The following is a 19023-nucleotide window of genomic DNA, read 5'->3' on the forward strand; positions in this document are numbered from 1 at the left end:
CAAGTCATGTTGACTTGCGAGTTACTGAGAAATGACTAAGAAAACCTCCGTTAGAGGGGGAGTCTGTCTGCTGTTTGGCTACACTGGAACACCGTAAGGCAGTAACAATGGGGGTTTGTGGGCAGAGTTATGCCGTAACCCCGTTAAGGGAGTATTCGCTGGGGTGGCGGCATGGAAGTGCTTCTGGTCGGCAACACCGACTTCATTACCAAGCAGTGGATTCAGCATTCCTTTCCCCGAGACCATGTGGTGATAGCGGAACGAGAAGGCACCGTAGACGGCAATGACCGTCTCAGAATCGTCAACATGTCTGACGCCAACACCCTTGCCGAAACTCTTACCACATACGAATTCGATCGCATCGTATTCTTTTCCGAAGGCCTCACCCCGCGAAGTGAGCGTGACGGCGATCTCGGATATCTTCGCAGATTGCTGCACGCCATACGTAACAGATCCACGCAAATGCTGATGGTATGCGGACCGGAATCCGAATTCACCTATCCGGAAAACGCCGACGTACGTGATACCAGCAAAAGTCTGATGTCTCGAGCGTCGGAAGAACTCTGCCTGTATTACGCGCGCACCTACCGTCTGGAAGCGAAAATCATTCGCTGTCCATACTTGTATGCACCCGAGCGCAATGGAGCAACCGCATATTTCGGCAGACTGTTCGAACAGGCATCGGCAGGGTCGATCTCATTCTGCGAACGCAAACAGCAACAGACATGCTTTCTCTGCGCCGACGATCTTGCCGAACTGATCTACCGCATGTTCGACGATTGGACCGCCGAAAGCGAAATCTTCCATGTGCCCAACGTGTTCGACTTCACATACGGTGATTTGGCTGATGCGATCAGCGCGGCATTTCCCGGATTATCGGTGACTTTTGGCAAAGACAGACCCCAACATTACCCAGCAGACGATCATGTGCTGCGATTGCGCTATGGCTGGTCGCCGCGATATTCGCTCAAACAGGATCTTCCCCCTGTGCTTCAGCGCTGGAAAGAAGCGCGTGCTCAGGAACAATCCAAGAAGCACCCGGTCTGGGATTTTCTACGCAACCATTCAAAACCATGGATCGCAATCGAAATCTTCATCGCGTTCATATTGGAAGAACTGCTTCGCACCGCGGTACAAGGCAACAGCCAGTTGGGAACCGTGGATTTGCGCCTGTTTTTCGTGGTGATCGTCGGCACGATGCACGGACTGAACGCAGGCGTGTTCGCGGCCGCGCTCGCATGTGTCGGCATGGCGTTGTCGTATGCATCGAAGGGCGCTTCATTCGCTCCGCTGTTTTACGACACGTCGAACTGGCTTGCGTTTGTGGTGTATTTCGTTGCCGGCGCAGTATGCGGGTATGTGCAGCTGCGTAATCGCGAAAACCTGCGATTCATGCGTGACGAAAACAGTTTGCTGCGTGAACGACTTGCGTTCCTGCGTGACCTGTACCACGATGTGCTCGATGATCGTCGTATGCTGCGCGGGCAGATTATCGGCAGGCGTGACAGTTTCGGCAAAATGTATGCGATGACACGTGAATTGGACGAAGTGCAGCCGCAAAAGCTGTATCACACGACCATTCGCATTATGCAAGACACATTGGGCGGCGATAGTTTCGGTGTTTACCGCATTGACAGCGGCGGTCGATTCGCGCGTTTGATGGCTGCGAGTCCGCAAACCGAATCCCTGTTCAGCAAGTCGGCGCTGCTTGAGAATTATGCCAACATTATTACAGCTTTGGATCATGGTGGATTGTGGGTGAACCGCAATTTCGAACCGGACCTTCCGATGTATGCGGCAGGCGTGCATGCCGATGGCAAGCTGGCCGTGGTGATTGTGCTTGCCAAAGCGCAGCCCGACCAAATGAATCTGTACTTCCAGAACCTGTTCACCATCATGTGCGGCTTGGTGGAATCCGCGATGGTGCGTGCGTTCGACTATGAGAATGTGGCGCGTCAGGCGATGCTGGTGCCGGGCACCGAATTCCTGAACACTCGGGCGTTCCTGCCCAAAGTGCTTGCCGCCAACGAACTCAAGCACGACCATATGGGCGATCACCTGCTGCTGCGTGTGGATGATGCTTGGCAAGACAATGGCAGCCGTCTCATGGGGGCCATTCGTCAGACGGACGAGGCGGGTGTACTGCAAGACGGCAACGTGTATGTGTTGATGAACCAGGCCGGCAAGCATGAGCTGCCTATCATCAACAAGCGTTTGGCCCAAGCTGGATTGCATGTGACACGCGTTTCCGGGCAAGAGGAAGACGCGCTGCTGGATGAGGCTTCGGAACAAGTGGCCGCCGAATCGCACGAAGGCGGCACGGCATGAACACAACGGTAGTGACGATGCTGCTTATCGTCATACATGTGCTGGTATGCGTGCTGATGTGCGTATTGTCTCGTTTTGGCGTGCTTCGTGTGGAAGGGCGTCTGCTTCCTTTTATGCTGTTGGTGCCGCTGTGGGGGCCGTTATGCGTGCTCTTGCTGCATGTGCGTACGCTGATTCGTGCGGGCGAGCATACGGCTCCAGATCTCGAACAGATGCGCGTGGACGATGAGGAACGTCGAAGCATTCTCGTTGAGGAACGAGCCGATTTCGCCAATACCGTGCCGCTGGAAGAGGCGTTGATCGTCAACGATTCGAGTCAGCGTCGCAGTCTGGTGATGTCCATTCTCAACGACAATCCCAGCCATTATATCGATGTGCTGTCGCAGGCCCGACTGAATGAGGATGTGGAGGTCGTGCATTACGCGGCTACCGCCATGGCACAGATCAGTGCCAAGGAAGATCTTGCATTGCAGCGCTGCCGCAACGATTATCTGCAGCATCGAAATTCCGAAACGATGTTGGAACGCTATTGCGATGCGCTGGAACGATATATCAATTCCGGTATTGCGCAAGGATACGCATTGCAGTTGCAGAAGCAGCGATATGCCGAAGTATTGCAGGAACGACTTCGCCAACATGGCGATTATTACGTTGCGTGCCGTCTTGCGCAAATGCAAATCGATCTTGGACTCTTTGATGATGCCGCGCACACCATTGACGGCGCTATGGAACAGTGGCCGGATCAAGGCGATGTATGGCTGATGCGTCTACGACTCGATGCCGCACGCAATGATGGCGATGCGTTGCGCCACACTGTTCAGCAGATCGAAAGCAAGCATATTTATCTCGGTGGCCAAGGAAGACGTGTGCTGCGGTTCTGGACCGGAACCAAGGAGGCTGAACGCGCATGATCAGAGGATTCCTGTCAGACGTGTTGGCCAAGTGGAAACGATTCCGCTGGCAAGGTTTGGTCAAAGTGTGGGCCGTGTTCATGGCCATCGCATTGGTGTTGCTGGTGGAAAGCTTGGGCGTGCATTACGGTGTCACGCGGTTCGACATCACGTATTTGGATCGAAACAAAGCCATTCCTGCAGCCAATGCCATCGCTGGCGAAAAAGCTACGAATCTGTTGGTGGTCGACAGTTCGCAGGAGGGCGTCAGCGATGCCGAAGCCATGCTCGACCAGATTCTGCTTGATATGAAAGTCCCCACCACTACGGTTGACGTGGCTGACGAAAACGCTGAATTTCCAGCGTTGACTCACTACAGCACCATAGTGGTGGCCATGCCTAATCTCGACCGTCTGGGCGAGCATGTGCTGCAAATCATGCAATGGGCCAAAAAAGGCGGAGGAGTCATGTTTGCCATGACTCCCGAAAAAACCGGCTATTTGGATGTGATCGGCCCGCAGATCGGCATTGAATCGTCCGCATACGAATATGTGCTGACTAAGGGCATTACACCCTCCAAGGATTTCATGTTGGGCGGCGGCCAGACATACACGTTCAGCGATCCGTTTGAATCGTCGCTGAGTGTCGCATTGCATGATCGCGCACAGGTCAAGGCCGTCAGCAGTAATGGGCGCACACCGTTGATTTGGAGCACGTTCGTGAATTCAGGTTCGGCGGTGGTGTGCAATATCGGTATTTACGGCAAGGTGCTTCGAGGATTTTACGCTTCGGCGTTCAGCCTGCTCGGTTCTGCCACGGCCTATCCGGTGATCAACAGCGCGGCGTTCTACTTGGATGATTTTCCCTCTCCGGTACCGTCAGGCAATGGCAAATACATCAAACGTGACTACAACATGAGTATTGCTGAATTCTATTCTCAAGTATGGTGGCCGGATTTGGTGCGTCTTGCGGAACGGTACGGTATTCGTTTCACCGGTGTGATGATTGAGAATTACGGCGATGACACCAAGGATGATCCGGTACGGCAGACGGACGGCGCACAATTCGAGTATTACGGAGGATTGCTGCTGCGGCAAAACGGCGAAATCGGATATCACGGGTACAACCATCAGCCGTTGGTGTTGCCGAATACGGATTACGGTAAGGAATACGCGTATGTGCAGTGGCCGAATCGCAAAGCCATCGTCGATTCGTTGAACGAACTGATCGCATTCCAGAAAGACGTATTGCCTGCCGCAACATCGTCGGTATACGTGCCGCCGTCGAATATCCTCTCCCAAGAAGGACGGAAGATCATAGGCGAGGATGTGTCGCAGATTCGCGCCATCGCCAGTACGTATATGCCTTCCGACAGTTCCTTGACGTACGTGCAGGAGTTCGGTGTTGCGGCCGATGGCGTGGTGGAGGCTCCACGTATCGTGTCCGGCGGCATGGTGGGTGACATGTACATGCGTCTTGCCGCGGTTTCCGAACTGAACATGCACTATGTGAGCACGCACTTCATGCATCCCGACGATTTGCTTGATGAAGATCGTGGAGCGAAAGAAGGATGGAAGAAGTACTACCAGGGATTGGAAAACTATCTTGACTGGCTGGAATCGTCGGCACCGTCCATTCGTATGCGGACAGGCACGGAATGTGCCGCAGCCATCCAACGTTTTTCGGGATTGACCGTTTCGATGGAAACGTCCGACGATAGTTGGGATCTGAAACTTGGCAACCTCACCGATCAAGGGTGGCTCATGTTCCGTGCCAACAATGGCACGCCTGGCAGGGTTCGTGGCGGAAGCCTCACCAAGCTGACCGGCAACTTGTATCTGCTCAAAGCCACGAACGCCACGGTTCATATCGAACGCAAGACTGGGGGAGAGGCATGAGAATCTGCCTGGTTTTGGAAGGATGCTACCCGTACGTGCATGGTGGCGTGTCCACGTGGATGCACAGTTATATCGAAGCGATGAAAGAGCACGAGTTCGTATTGTGGGTGATCGGCGCCAAAGCCGAAGACCGCGGCAAATTCGTATATGACCTGCCCGACAATGTGGTGGAAGTGCATGAGGTGTTCCTCGACGACGCCTTGCGTCTGAGCGGTGAACGCGCGCAAGTGTCGTTCACCGAAGAGGAATTGCGGTCATTGCGCGAACTGGTGAATCTTGGCAGCCCGGATTGGGATGTGCTGTTCAACCTGTTCCACACCAGAGGCGTGCATCCGCTGTCGTTCCTGCAAAGCCGTGAATTCATCGACTTGTTTACGCAAATCTGCATGGAAGAATATCCGTATGTGGCCTATGCCGACGCTTTCCATACCGTGCGCTCCATGTTGCTGCCGGTGTTGTACTTGATGGGCTGCGAAGTGCCGGAAGCGCAGATCTACCATGCGATTTCCACTGGATATGGCGGATTGTTGGCTTGTTTTGGGGGGGGGGGTATCAACCATGCGCCGGTATTGCTTACGGAACATGGCATTTATACGCGTGAACGCGAAGAGGAAATCATTTCCGCCGAATGGGTGTCGCCAGCGTTCCGGCCGCGTTGGATCCGCTTCTTCTACATGCTTTCGGAACAGATCTACCATCGTGCGTGGCGCATCACCAGCTTGTTCGGTCGTGCCCGTCTTATCCAAATTGGCATGGGTGCGCCCGCCGATGCCTGCCAAGTGATTCCCAATGGCATTCAATACGAACGTTTCTGCGATATTCCCCTGAAGCCCGACGACGGTTGGGTTGATATCGGCGCGGTGGTGCGCATGGCGCCCATCAAAGATGTGAAAACCCTGATTCACGCGTTCCATGAGCTTTCCTCTCGCGTTGACAATGTGCGCTTGCATATTCTCGGCGGTGTTGACGATCAGGAGTATGCCGACGAATGCTATGAGCTTGTGGAACAGTTGGGTGTGCGCAATCTTGAGTTCACCGGCCGTGTGAACGTGGTCGAATACATGCGCAAGCTTGATTTCACCGTGTTGACCAGCATTTCCGAAGGCCAGCCGCTGTCGGTGCTGGAATCGTTCGCAGCCGCACGCCCCTGCGTGACCACTGACGTCGGCTGCTGCCGTGAGCTTTTGGAAGGCGAGGAAGGCGACGATTTCGGCACGGCAGGCTTCTACGTGCCCCCGATGTACCGCGAGGGCCTGAGCCGAGCCATGGAACGCATGTGTTCCAGTCGCACGCTGCGTGAGACCATGGGGCAGATTGGCCGTAACCGTGTGAACGCCTATTACCGGCATGAGCGCATGCTTGACGATTATCGCAAGCTGTATAGCGATACCGCGGATCAGTTCGGATTGAATCAGTTCGGATTGGAGCGCTGATATGGCCGGTATTGGATTTGAACTGAAGAAACTGTTCCACCGTAGAGGCTTGATGGCGATGCTGCGAGCCTACGGCTATGCCGGCGTGATTTGCGCTGGTCCGATGCTGTTGGGTGTACTCCTGCAGTTCGGCGTGCTGATCGTGAGCAGCTGGTGGCAGGTGGGCCGCCCCGACCGCGATCTGCTCGTATGCATGATCACCTACACGCTGCTTGCCTCGTTGGTGTTGACGAGTTTTCTGTCGATGCCGGTCACCCGTTTTCTGGCGGATATGTTGTTTGATCACGATGAGAAGATGATTCTGCCGTCGTTCTGGGGTTCTACTGGCATCATGCTGGTGGTGGGCGCGGTGTTGTACACGGTTTTCCTGCTGTTTTCCGGTGCCACGTTGATGCAGGGCGCGTTGTGTTTGTGGCTGTTTCTTGAAATGATCGTCAACTGGAATGCGATGAGCTATTTGACGGCCATCAAGGATTACAAAAGCATTCTGTATTCTTTCGTGGCTGCGGTGTTGGTGGCGTTCGTTACGTCATGCGTGTTGCTTGCGTTGGCCTGCCCTCCTGTGGAGTCGCTGTTGTTCGCAGTGGTGCTTGGCTATGGTGTGATGCTGGTGTGGGATGTGCTCTTGTTGCATCGTTATTTTCCGCAAAGTCGTAAGCATCCGTGGCTGTTTTTGCAGTGGGTCGATCAGTTTCTGCCGTTGGCGTTGACCGGATTGCTGACCACCATCGGCCTGTTCGCCCATTTGGTGATCACATGGTGCGGTCCGCTCGGCATCAAGGTGAAGGGCCTGTTTTATGGCGCGCCATATTACGATGTGCCCGCCATGCTGGCGTTTTTGACGATTCTGATCACCACGGTGAATTTTGTGGTGTCGGTGGAGGTCAATTTCTACCCAACATATCGGTCGTATTACAGTCTGTTGAATGATGGAGGCACGGTCAAAGACATTACCGTTGCCGAAAACGAAATGTTGGCTGTGCTCAATCGAGAATTGCATTACACGGCGTTGAAGCAATTGTTGGTGACCGCTGCCGTGATTTCATTGGAAAAAACAGTGCTGAACGCGCTTCCTTTAGGATTCAGCGATGTGATGCACGGATATTTCCGTGTGCTCTGCGTGGGGTATGCCCTTTATGCGGTCGGCAACACCGTGATGCTGATTCTGCTGTATTTTACCGATTATTCCGGTGCATTGACGGCGTCGGCATTGTTTGCGGGTTCGACGGTTGTGTTCACAGTAATCGGACAGTTCTTCACTACGTCGCTGTTCGGTTTCGGTTTTCTGATGGGGGCATCGCTGTTCGCCATATATGCGACATTCCGGCTCGCCTCATACACCGACAATCTGCCATACCGAGTGCTGGGGCAGCAGCCGATTGTGGCGCAAACGAAACGTGGACGTTTCACCGAACTGGGCATACTGCTTGAACATGGCGAACAGCGGGTCGACCAATCATTGCATCGCTCAGGGCATGCACGGTCTTCTGACAAGGCGAATATTGCAGAAACGGATGTCATAATCGGGAGGAATCGTAAATCATGACATGGTGGAACCGACGCAACACAAAAGCCATTACCATGCTTGTCAAGCAAATAGCGGCATTGACGGCAATGCTGACGGTGCTTTCCTGCGCCGGATGTGCGACTTCGTCACCCAACGATAATGAACAATCGCAATCATCGGATTCGTCACAGACGCATGAGCAAGTCAAGAAAAGCGCTGAACAAAGCATCGACGGCGCACACTTGCGCGACAACGAATCGTTATACAAGGTGTATGACGACAGCGGTGTCGAAACCATGTATTTGACGGTATCGCGCGGTAATTCGTCGGAAGGCACCGACCATAGCTGGAGCGAAATCAACCAGTATTCCGTTGATGACTATGCGGCCATGGGCGTTGACCGCTACAAGGTCAATGGTTTGCTGCAGGTCGGCGACGAACAAGGACCGGTTTCCGGGGAGCTTGGTTTTGGTGAAAGCGCGCCGAACGCCACCGTGCAGATACGTGGCCAGTCATCGAGTAAAAACGAGCAGAAGAACTACAAGATCGAGTTGAAAAGCGGCAAAGGCAAGTGGCGTGGGCAGCGTACCATCGCATTGAACAAGCATATGGGCGAAGGTCTGCGTTTCCGTAACAAAATGGCGTACGATCTCATCAAAGGCATCGACCAGATGATGGGACTGCGCACGCAATTCGTGCACTTGTACGTGAAAGACGAGACCAGCGGATCGGATTCCTTCGACGATTACGGTCTGTACACGCAAGTCGAACAGCTCAACAAAACCGCATTGCAGGTGCACGGACTCGATAAAAACGGACAGCTGTACAAAGTCAATTATTTCGAATTCTATCGAGACGAAGACGTGATCAAACTCGCCGATGATCCTGACTACGATCAAGCGAAATTCGAAGAAAAACTGGAAATCAAAGGCGACAACGACCATACCAAACTGATCGCCATGCTGAACGATCTCAATGATTATTCAGTGCCGATGGGCGAAATCCTCGGCAAATATTTCGATACCGAAAATCTCGCATATTGGATGGCATTCCAATTGCTGACCGGCAATATCGATACGCAAAGCCGCAATATGTACCTGTATAGTCCCACGAATTCGGATACGTTTTACCTGCTCGACTGGGATAACGATGGTATGCTCATGCGCAAGGAATACGAGATCAGGCAACGTTCCGAGGGCCAAAGCTGGGAGAACGGTGTCAGCAACTATTGGGGCAACATACTGTTCCGACGTTGTCTGCAAACCAAGTCGTTCCGAACCGCGCTCGGCAAGGCCGTGAAAGACGAATACAAGTATATGAGCGCCGATCGCATCAATTCCATGGTGCGGCGGTACCGTTCCATCGTTGAACCATACGTGCGGAAGATGCCCGACTGCATGCATGAGCCTCTGACGTCAAGCCAATACGACACGGTGGCAAACCAATTGCATAGCGAAATCGAACAGAACTACCAGACGTACCGAACCGGGTTCAATAAGCCCATGCCGTTCTATATCGGCAAGCCGACTCCTACCAACGGCAAGCTCAAACTCAGCTGGGATGTCTCCTATGATTTCAACGATGAGGATCTGCGCTATAGCGTTACCGTGGCCAAGGATTACGAAGGCAAAGACGTGGTGTTCACACAGAGCGACCTCGTATTGCCGGAAGCCGTGATGGATATGCCTGGTGAAGGCCAGTACTTCATCAAGGTGAGCGTGCGCAATGCATCAGGCGAGACGCAGGACGCGTTTGACTACTACGTCACCGACGGCAACAAGGTCTACGGCACCAAGTGTTTCTATGTGAAAGCCGACGGCAGCATTGTGGAGGATGCCAATGTGCAGTGATGGTGGCAATCGCGGAACGTCGCTGCTGCAACGTATCAAACATCGCGTCGGCGAGGAATTATCCGTTCCACCGCGCACAGCCAAGGAACGGTTCCGTCATGAGCTCAAATATCTGATCTCATACGCGCAAAAAGCCGACTTGAACGTGCGTATGGCGCCGCTGCTTGGCCTCGACAAGCATGCGAAAAACGGCGGCTATATGATTCGCAGCCTGTATTTCGACGATTATTGGAACACCGCATATCAGGAAAAAGTCGACGGTGTGCTGCTGCGTAGGAAATACCGTATTCGCATCTACGATTACAGCGATCGTGTGATCAAACTGGAACGCAAACGCAAAAGCGACAGTTGGATCTACAAGGAGGATGCACCGCTCACGCACGAGCAGTTCGACCGTATTCTTGCCGGCGATTATGAATTTCTGCGTGACAGCGAGTATCAGTTGTGCCGCGAGTTTTATGTGGAATGCATGTGCAATGTGATGCGCCCTCGCGTGATCGTCGATTATGAGCGCGAACCGTGGATTCTTGACGCCGGTACCGTGCGCGTCACCTTCGATATGAACGTGCGTGCGGCGGTTGGAGGATTCGATGTTTTCGACTCCACACTGCCGGTACTGCCCGTGCTTGAGCCGGGAAAACTGGTGATGGAGGTCAAATTCACCGAATTCCTGCCGCAAGTGGTGCGTGATCTGCTGCCCGGCAAGGCGCAGGAGTTGACATCGGCTTCGAAATACGTGCTCTGTTATGACAAAGCCTCGTATTTGCGGGGATTCGGCTACTGGCAGGAAGGTTGGAGCGTGCCGAGCCTGTAAAGCCAAGTCTGTAACCAGCTGGCATGTTGACTGGCATTCCAGCAAAAACAAACGTTACGAATCAAGGAAGCAGGAGAGAAAGAAACCATATGAGTGTCAATGACATGATCAAAAAGTCGGTGCTGAAATCCTTCGGCCAATACAATGTGCCCAAAATGGCGCTGGCGTTGCTGGTGGCGTTGATCGTCGGCATCGTCATTTACTGCGTGTACCGCCGTTTCTACACGGGTGTGGTGTATTCGCGCAGTTTTGCCGTTACGTTGGTGGGCATGTGCGTGCTCACCTGCATGGTCACGCTGGCCATCAGTACGAATATTGTGATTTCGCTTGGTATGGTCGGTGCATTATCGATTGTGCGCTACCGTACCGCGGTCAAGGATCCGATGGATCTGTTGTATTTGTTCTGGGCGATCACGTCTGGTATTGCGGCGGGCGCCGGCATGTATGTGCTGGTGATTGTTGCCGGATTGGTGATGATCGGCATGTTGGCGCTGTTCTACTCGCGTCAAGACAAGGGGCGCGTGTACATTGCGGTGATCCACTATGTGGGCGATGTAGTGGGAGATGAGATCACGCGCGCGTTCGGACGCACCAAATTCTTCGTCAAATCCAAAACCATGCGTGGCGAACGCACGGAAATGGCGGTTGAAGTATTCTGTGATGATAAGGACATGACGTTCGCGGAACGCGTTCGCGCCATTGAGGGTGTCGAAGACGTGACGCTGATACAGTACAACGGTGAGTATCATGGGTAATCAATTCGATGTTGCCGCAGGCGCGCGGCTGGAATCCACGGGCAGGGCGCCCAGCAACGACGAAATCGTACCCAGATTCTCTCTTGACGACATCAACCAGGCGTTTGACAACAACGAATTCTGCTTCTACCTGCAACCCAAATGCAATGCTGAAACCGGCGCAATCGTGGGTGCGGAGGCGTTGGTGCGTTGGAATCATCCGGAATATGGCTTGGTGTCTCCCGGCGAATTCATTCCTCTGCTTGAACGTGAGTCAATGGTCACGCGGTTCGATTTGTTCATCTGGCGTTCCGTGTGTGAAATGCTGTCGCGTTGGGATGGGGAGGGGCGCAATCTGGTGCCGGTGTCCGTCAACGTGTCGATGACGGATATCGAGGCGATCGATGTGGCGCGAGTGCTTGGCGACCTGCTCGATCGGTTCAGCATCGATGCTCGCCTGCTGCAGGTGGAGATCACAGAAAGTGCGATCGCACATAACATGGATGTGGTCGAAGAGACCATTCGGGACCTGCATGCGCGAGGCATTGCCGTGCTGATGGACGATTTTGGGTCGGCGTATTCGTCACTCAACATGTTGAAGGACATCAACGTCGATGCCATCAAACTCGACATGAAATTCGTTGACCTGAATGCTGACAATGCGGCGAAAGGTTTGAAAATCATCGAATCCGTGATCGACATGGCCTACCAGCTGAGACTGTCGATCATTGCGGAGGGTGCGCAGACCGCCGAACAGGTGAGCAAGCTGCGTGAGCTGGGATGCATGTACATCCAAGGATATTATTTCTACCGTCCGCTCACTGTGGGAAAGATGGAGGATTTGCTGGAACACCGCCCGGATGACCAGCATTTCTGGAATATCTCCAAAGATCTGATGCATCGCGACTACCGCATGTCGACGAACGGCCGCAGCATGCTCGAATCGTCGTCATTGTCGGCGCATATTTTTGAAATCCTTAACAAGGGCGTTGCGGAACTGTCCCGACTGAATCTCATCACGGGAGAATATCGCACCATCAAACGCGATCCGAAACTTCCGGACGTGTATGCGGATGATTTTCATGATTTCTGCCATGCATTGGTTTCAAAACGGATCATTCATCCAGATGATGCCGGAGAATTCCTGAAACACACGCGATTGTCTGATTTGCGCGACCAACTATTCAGTAAGAAAAAATCGGAATTCACGTATTTTAGAAGCGAGGTCGAGGCGAAAACCAGCGTGATCGCATTCGGTATGCTGGTACCCCCTGATTGCAGCGAGGCCAATCCGTGGGCCGTGGTGCTGATCGGATTCGACCTGTCGCTCGACCTAATCGCCAAGAACATGAAGGAAATCTATCGGCAGGACTCCTTGACGGGATTGCTCAACCGCAATGCATACGACAGCGATGTGGAGCAGCTGCGGAGCGCCGACATCGGGGCGGTGGTGTGCGTGTATGCGGATATGATCGGCCTGCACGAGGTGAACAACCATCTCGGGCATAAGCAGGGCAACCGCATGTTGTGTGAGTTCGCGGACGCGGCGCGCGCGTTCTTCGGCGATGACCGGTTGTATCGCATCGGCGGCGACGAATTCGTGATAATCAGTTCCGCGCATACGGAAGCGCAGACACGCAAGCAGCTGAACTACATGCGTGAGCGCTTGCATACGCAAGGCTGCGAGATATCAGTGGGCGTAGCGTCGAGCGAGTCGACTTCCGATCTGCCGAAAATCGTCGAACAGGCCGAAAACGAGATGCGCCGCGAAAAGAAGGAATACTACGTGCGAGGCGGCAGCAAACGCCAGCTGCGCGGGCTCAACAAAAAACTTGAGGACATTCTGGTGCGTAATCAGGATATGGAATCGTTGCTGCGGCATTTGAACGGACGCTATTCAATCGCATGCATGGTGAATCTGCGTACTGACTCACAGCGTGCGATCATGGTGCCCGACTATTTCCAGAAGATGCTTGACGCGCATGACGGTTCGTTCAAAAGCGCGCTGCATGACTATTGCGAACGATTGGTGGCGCCGTTCTGCAAAGACAGTTTCTCCCTGCTTATGGATTACGACTTCATTCATGCCCGCGTCGAGTCGGTCGGCGTGTTGCAGTACGGGTACACGCGAAACGACGGAGAGAAGTTCCTGCTTACGATTTTCGCCGATCGACGTTCCAAAGACGAGACCATGTGGGTGTTCTCCAAGGATGATCTGCCGCAGGTCGAGCTGGAATTATTCGAGTCATAAGGCCGTATTGTCTGGTTTTATGCGTTTTTGTGTGATGCGTTCGCATATTTTGTGAGAACGCTCACAGAAAAGGTTGTGTCGATTTCCAGCCGAATCGCAACATGGGGTCTATGATGAGAATCGTTGGTCATGGCAACGGTTGCTATGACACGGCGAACAAGCACAGTCGCTTAAAGGAGACATCTATGGTCTATCGCATGATTTTCAACCAGACTGCATACTTCGGTCGCGGCGCCATCAAGGAGATCCCGGGCGTTGCCAAGTCCCATGGCTTCACCAAGGCGTTCATCGTCACCGATCCGGTACTGCTGGAAACCGGCACCGTCAAGAAGGTCACCGATGTGCTTGATGAGGCAGGCATGCCGTACGAGGTCTTCGACAATGTCAAGCCGAACCCGCCGGTCGAATGCATTCAGGATGGCGTTGCCAAGTTCGCCGCATCCGGTGCTGATTTCCTGATCGGTCTGGGCGGCGGCTCCCCGCAAGACACCTGCAAGGGCATCGGCATCATCACCGCCAACCCGGAGTTTGCCGATGTGCTCTCCCTGGAAGGCGTTGCCGACACCAAGAACCCGTCCGTGCCGATCTTCGGCGTGCCGACCACCGCAGGCACCGCTTCGGAAACCACCATCAACTATGTGGTCACCGATACCGCCAACAAGCGTAAGTTCGTGGCCGTCGACCCGCACGACATTCCGATCGTCGCCTTCGTCGATCCTGATCTGACCGACTCCATGCCGCGCGGCCTCAAGGTCGCCACCGGTCTTGACGCCCTGACCCACGCCATTGAAGGCTACATCACTCCGGGCGCCTGGAGCCTGTCCGACTGCCTGAGCATGCAGACCATCCGCATGATTGCCAAGAACCTTGCCAAGAGCGCTGACGGCGACGTTCCTGCAGGCGAGCAGATGGCCTACGCCTCCTACATCACCGGCATGGCCTACTCCAACGTCGGCCTCGGTCTGGTGCATGGCATGGCCCACCCGCTGGGCGGCCGCCTCGGCGTTGCCCACGGCGTTGCCAACGGCATTCTGCTGGCACCGGTCATGGAATACAACAAGGACTTCACCGGCGAGAAGTATCGTGACATCGCCGACGCCTTCGGTGTCGAAGATGCCTACACCGGCGATCTCGAGACGGTTCGCGAAGAAGCCGTCCAGGCCGTGCACAAGCTCACCGTCGACCTGAAGAACCCGACCACCATCTCCGAAGTCGGCGCAACCGAAGCCGATCTGGAAGCACTGGCCCACGACGCCTTCAACGACGTGTGCACCCCGGGCAACCCGCGTCAGGCCACCGAAGAAGACATCCTCGCCATCTACAAGAGCCTGATGTAATGCGAAAACTCTCACGAATCGGCAATCGCATGCAGCGAATCTGCAGTGAAACCCGATTGTGAGAGAACATCGCTGAAAGCATTAAAAATCGTGGTGCGAAACTTCACAAAGCATTCGCACCACGATTTTTATATCTGCACATAAATTACGGATTAATCGAAATAATGTAAACAATAATCCGTGATTATCAATCGCAAGTATTGGAATTACTCGTGCTTTTCGCTCCACTCCTCATCGGTGGGAGTGTCATCGTACCATTCGCGGCCTTCCTGCTCGGCCAATTCCATCTGCTCGTTGATCCACGCCGCCTCCGCAGGATTGATATCGGCGGTGTCAAGCACCTTCTGCCATACCGGATACAGCAGATGCATCACCGGATATAGCGCGGTGAGCAGAATCTCCGGCTTATGCTTGCGCGAATGCTGTGGATGCGCGTCGAACGTGTTCTTGAAACGACGCATGTAATTGTTGAACGACGTGAGCGACGTGTCCATACGGCGGGCGCTGATGCCGGCGATCATACGCGGGCAGTACACGGTTTTCAGATCCTTGCCCAGCAGATGCAGCGAAATATCGATATCCTCATGCATCACATCGGCCTTGTCTCGGCACACTTCGTCAGAAATTTCGCGCCAAGCTGAAGCGCGGACCGCCATATTCGAGCCAAACAGCAACGGCTGGCCGCCATCGGCCTTGTAAATACGCTTGCGTGTGGAATTATCCCCACGCAAACCAAAATGGCGGCTCGGCAGATCGTAATACATCACCGGACCAGTGGCACCCATGGCCTCCGGGTCCTCAGTGAAAATGCCGGACACCACTTCGACCCAATCCGGGCGAATCATGCAATCGGCGTCGAAACGGCCCAGAATGTCGCCGGTGGCGTGGTTCAAACCATAATCGCGCGTCGGAATCAGCCCCTGCTCCTCATCCTGATGCAGCAGACGGATGGGTGCTTCCGGGTGGTCTTTGATGAACTGCTCCACCATGGCCACCGTCGAATCGGTGGAACGATTGTCGACAACGATCACTTCATGGGGCATCACGGTCTGCCTAGTGGCATTCAACAGGCAATCGTTGATACGCTCCTCTTCATTCCAAGCGGGGATGACAATTGAAACGTTCAGCATAACTACCACAATAGCTCAGCCTGTACACGACGCCTATCGCTACAATAGGGAGCCATGAGCGACAGCGAACAGCGAATGAACAATACGCAGAGCGAAAACGGTGCGAACACCAGCGAACAGCGATGGGACCTCGGCACCCTGTTTCCAGCCAAAGGAGATCCCCGAAAACCACCGGAATGGCTGGGACGTGCGCTGCTATACATCGCCATAGCCATTGTGGGGTTTACTTTCTGCTGGCGCAGCTGGGGCAAAATCGAATACCTGGTGATCGACATCATCGTCTCGCTGTTCATCGCGCTCGCGGTGGAGCCGGTGGTGGTGCCGCTGGTCAAGCATGGCTGGAAACGTTCGTTCGCGTCGCTGTTCTCGCTGCTGATGCTGGCCGTGATGCTCGGCGTGCTGTTCACACTGTTCGGCAACCTGTTCGTGCAGCAGATGATCGCCTTGGTGAACGGTCTGCCCGACCTGTATGAGCAGATGTGCCAGTTCGCCAGTCAGTACGCGAATTTCCAGCTTCCTGAGATCAATAATCTCGGCAATGAGATTCTGAAGAACATTCAGACGTCGTGGGTCACTGATTTCGCGGGTACCGCGCTGAATACGGTGTCGGGATTGTTTTCGTTCCTGATTAACCTCATGACGATAATCATGACCACGTATTACATTTCAGCGGCTGGTCCGAAACTGCGTCGTGCCGCATGCCAGTGGATGGCTCCGGCGGCTCAGCGGCGATTCCTGTTCGTATGGACGGTGAGCCAGAGCCAGATCTCGTCGTTCCTGTTCTCCCGCGCCATTCTCGCGTTGCTGAACGCGTTCTTCACAGGAATCTGTCTGATGCTGCTGCACGTGCCCTATTGGCTACCGTTGGCGCTGTTCTGCGGTGTGGTTTCGCAGTTCATTCCTATGTTGGGTACGTATATCGGCGGCGCGTTGCCAGTGCTGTTCGCATGGGGTAGCTGCGGATTGTGGCAGGCCGTGGCGGTGCTGGTGTTTATCTGCGTGTATCAGCAGATCGAGAATCTGATTTTCGCGCCGAAGATCTCCCAGCGCACCATGGATGTGAACGATGCCGTGGCGTTCCTCGCGGTGCTGGCGTTCACCTCGCTGTTCGGCGCGTTGGGCGCGTTCCTCGCATTGCCGGTGGTCGCATCCGTGCAGACGATCTTCCGCACCTATACAAAGCGGTACGAGCTGGTCGATTCCCCGCTGATGGACGATCCGGTGCCTGAAAAGAAGTCGAAGCTGGTGGAAGGTGCCGAAGTACTCAGCGAGCATCTGCACAATATGCCTCGCGCGGTGCAGGGATCCAGTGCGCATGTGCCTATTCCCGACGAAGTGCGGCAGTTGCAGGAGCAGGCGTACAATATCACCCGTTCCGAGGAATCGCTGGAATCGGACGAAACCGTCGCCATCCCGAAGCACGTGTTGGACAAAACGGAACGCAAGCCATTGCAGGGTCTTGAGAGTGAAAACACATCTCAGGAATCCAACGAAAATCCGGAATCCGGCAATGAACGGAAGAACGGCGAGTCGCGGGAAGCTGAAGGAAGTACGAAAAACGCGGATGACAATCCAAGAAGTAGGTGGCGTTAATGGTACTGCTGAGCGTACTTGACATTCTGCTGGTCATCGTCGGTGGCGCAGGGGTGGTCTATCAGGCGGTGTGCATTCTCATCTCCCTGTTCACCAAGCCGATCAAATTTCCCGACGCGCCGATGGACAAGCGTTACGCGGTGCTGATTTCCGCACGAAACGAGGCGAACGTCATCGGCAACCTCATTACCTGCATCCAAACGCAGACCTACCCGACCGAACTGGTCGACATTTGGCTTGTCGCCGACAATTGCACCGACAATACCGCCGAAGTGGCGCGCAATATGGGCTGCCATGTGATCGAACGCTTCAACAAGGAGCTTGTGGGCAAAGGCTACGCGCTGACGTATCTGCTCGATCAGATGAACGATTCCGGTGCATCCGACCCGTACGATGCGTTCTTCGTGTTCGACGCCGACAACAAGCTCGACAAGCATTACGTCGAAGAGATGAACAAGGCGTTCCAGTCGGGATTCAAGATTCTCACCAGCTACCGCAATTCCGTGAATTTGTCTGACAATTGGGTCTCTTCCGGTTCTGCATTGTGGTTCATTCGTGAATCTCGATTCCTGTCGGCCTCGCGCATGTGGCTCGGCAACAGCTGCCATGTAGGGGGTACTGGCTTCATGTTCTCGCGGGAGATCATGCGTCGCAATAATGGTTGGAAATTCCATTTGCTGACTGAGGATTTGGAATTCACCATGGATTCCTTGCTGCACGGTGACCGCATCGGCTACTGCGGTACTGCGGTTCTGTATGACGAGCAGCCTGTCACCTTCGCGCAGAGCTGGCGTCAGCGTTTGCGTTGGAGCAAGGGCTTCCTGCAAGTGTTCCGTTATTACGGGCCGGCTTTGATCAAACGTGCCATCAGGGAACGTGATTTCTCCGCCGTTGATTTCACGCTGTTGTTGTGTCCGTTCACGGTGATCGGTATTGTGCGCATTCTACTTGGTTTGCTGTTTGCCGCATGCGGATTCGTTACATGGCAGAGCCAGTTGAGCTCGTTGGCCGGTTGGACGTCCGGCATTGTGACGTCGGTGATCGGCATGATGGCGTTGGCCGCGTTGACGATCATTGTGGAACGCGATCAGATTGGTGCCACCAACAAGGAGCTGTTCGCGTACGTGCTGAGCTTCCCGATCTACATGTTCAGCTATGTGCCGATCTCGTTCCAGGCGATGTTCGCCAAGTCAGAATGGAAGCCAATCGAGCATAAAGGATGACGTTCTTTCGCTGGCTTTCGCGTTTCCTGCTTTTT

General features: G+C 54.2%; 13 protein-coding genes. 12 read left to right on the top strand and 1 reads right to left on the bottom strand.

Annotated features, from left to right (window positions below):
- Positions 1-171 precede the first annotated feature (171 nt).
- The 10 genes from BBPC_RS02150 to fucO all read left to right on the top strand — a co-directional run bounded on the left by BBPC_RS02150 (position 172) and on the right by fucO (position 15042).
- Positions 172-2328 (top strand): NAD-dependent epimerase/dehydratase family protein, encoded by a 2157-nt coding sequence (locus tag BBPC_RS02150; RefSeq protein ID WP_004219892.1) that lies wholly within the window; start codon positions 172-174, stop codon positions 2326-2328.
- Positions 2325-3239, top strand: coding sequence for a hypothetical protein (locus tag BBPC_RS02155; protein WP_004219890.1), 915 nt, complete (start codon positions 2325-2327; stop codon positions 3237-3239). Before BBPC_RS02150 ends, BBPC_RS02155 begins: the two co-directional genes overlap by 4 nt.
- A complete protein-coding gene (locus tag BBPC_RS02160) occupies positions 3236-5116 on the top strand; it encodes a DUF2194 domain-containing protein (protein WP_004219887.1) in 1881 nt (626 codons plus the stop codon). The genes BBPC_RS02155 and BBPC_RS02160 overlap by 4 nt, the downstream gene beginning before the upstream one ends.
- Positions 5113-6549 (top strand): GT4 family glycosyltransferase PelF, encoded by a 1437-nt coding sequence (gene pelF / locus BBPC_RS02165; protein ID WP_004219885.1) that lies wholly within the window; start codon positions 5113-5115, stop codon positions 6547-6549. The genes BBPC_RS02160 and pelF overlap by 4 nt, the downstream gene beginning before the upstream one ends.
- A gap of 1 nt (position 6550) precedes the next feature.
- Positions 6551-8095 (top strand): exopolysaccharide Pel transporter PelG, encoded by a 1545-nt coding sequence (pelG, locus tag BBPC_RS02170; RefSeq protein WP_004219882.1) that lies wholly within the window; start codon positions 6551-6553, stop codon positions 8093-8095.
- A complete protein-coding gene (locus tag BBPC_RS02175) occupies positions 8092-9906 on the top strand; it encodes a CotH kinase family protein (RefSeq protein WP_004219879.1) in 1815 nt (604 codons plus the stop codon). Before pelG ends, BBPC_RS02175 begins: the two co-directional genes overlap by 4 nt.
- Complete coding sequence (locus tag BBPC_RS02180) at positions 9896-10720, top strand: polyphosphate polymerase domain-containing protein (RefSeq protein ID WP_004219877.1); 825 nt, start codon at positions 9896-9898, stop codon at positions 10718-10720. The genes BBPC_RS02175 and BBPC_RS02180 overlap by 11 nt, the downstream gene beginning before the upstream one ends.
- Before the next feature lie 89 nt (positions 10721-10809).
- On the top strand, positions 10810-11475 hold the full coding sequence (locus BBPC_RS02185; RefSeq protein ID WP_004219873.1) for a DUF4956 domain-containing protein: 666 nt from the start codon (positions 10810-10812) through the stop codon (positions 11473-11475).
- Positions 11468-13705 (top strand): GGDEF domain-containing protein, encoded by a 2238-nt coding sequence (locus tag BBPC_RS02190; RefSeq protein ID WP_004219871.1) that lies wholly within the window; start codon positions 11468-11470, stop codon positions 13703-13705. The genes BBPC_RS02185 and BBPC_RS02190 overlap by 8 nt, the downstream gene beginning before the upstream one ends.
- A gap of 185 nt (positions 13706-13890) precedes the next feature.
- Positions 13891-15042: a lactaldehyde reductase gene (gene fucO, locus BBPC_RS02195; protein ID WP_022245249.1), complete on the top strand. Its 1152-nt coding sequence runs from the start codon at positions 13891-13893 to the stop codon at positions 15040-15042.
- 206 nt (positions 15043-15248) lie between these two features.
- Here fucO and BBPC_RS02200 read toward each other — a convergent pair whose 3' ends face one another.
- Positions 15249-16172, bottom strand: coding sequence for a glycosyltransferase (locus BBPC_RS02200; protein ID WP_004219864.1), 924 nt, complete (start codon positions 16170-16172; stop codon positions 15249-15251).
- Between the two features lie 54 nt (positions 16173-16226).
- Between BBPC_RS02200 and BBPC_RS02205 the strand changes: the two genes are divergently transcribed.
- Positions 16227-17765, top strand: coding sequence for an AI-2E family transporter (locus BBPC_RS02205; protein WP_004219863.1), 1539 nt, complete (start codon positions 16227-16229; stop codon positions 17763-17765).
- Positions 17765-18988, top strand: coding sequence for a glycosyltransferase family 2 protein (locus BBPC_RS02210; protein ID WP_004219862.1), 1224 nt, complete (start codon positions 17765-17767; stop codon positions 18986-18988). The genes BBPC_RS02205 and BBPC_RS02210 overlap by 1 nt, the downstream gene beginning before the upstream one ends.
- The last annotated feature ends 35 nt before the right edge of the window (positions 18989-19023 follow it).

It is taken from the genome of Bifidobacterium pseudocatenulatum DSM 20438 = JCM 1200 = LMG 10505 (genome assembly GCF_001025215.1).
GTDB classification, from domain to species: Bacteria; Actinomycetota; Actinomycetes; order Actinomycetales; family Bifidobacteriaceae; genus Bifidobacterium; species Bifidobacterium pseudocatenulatum.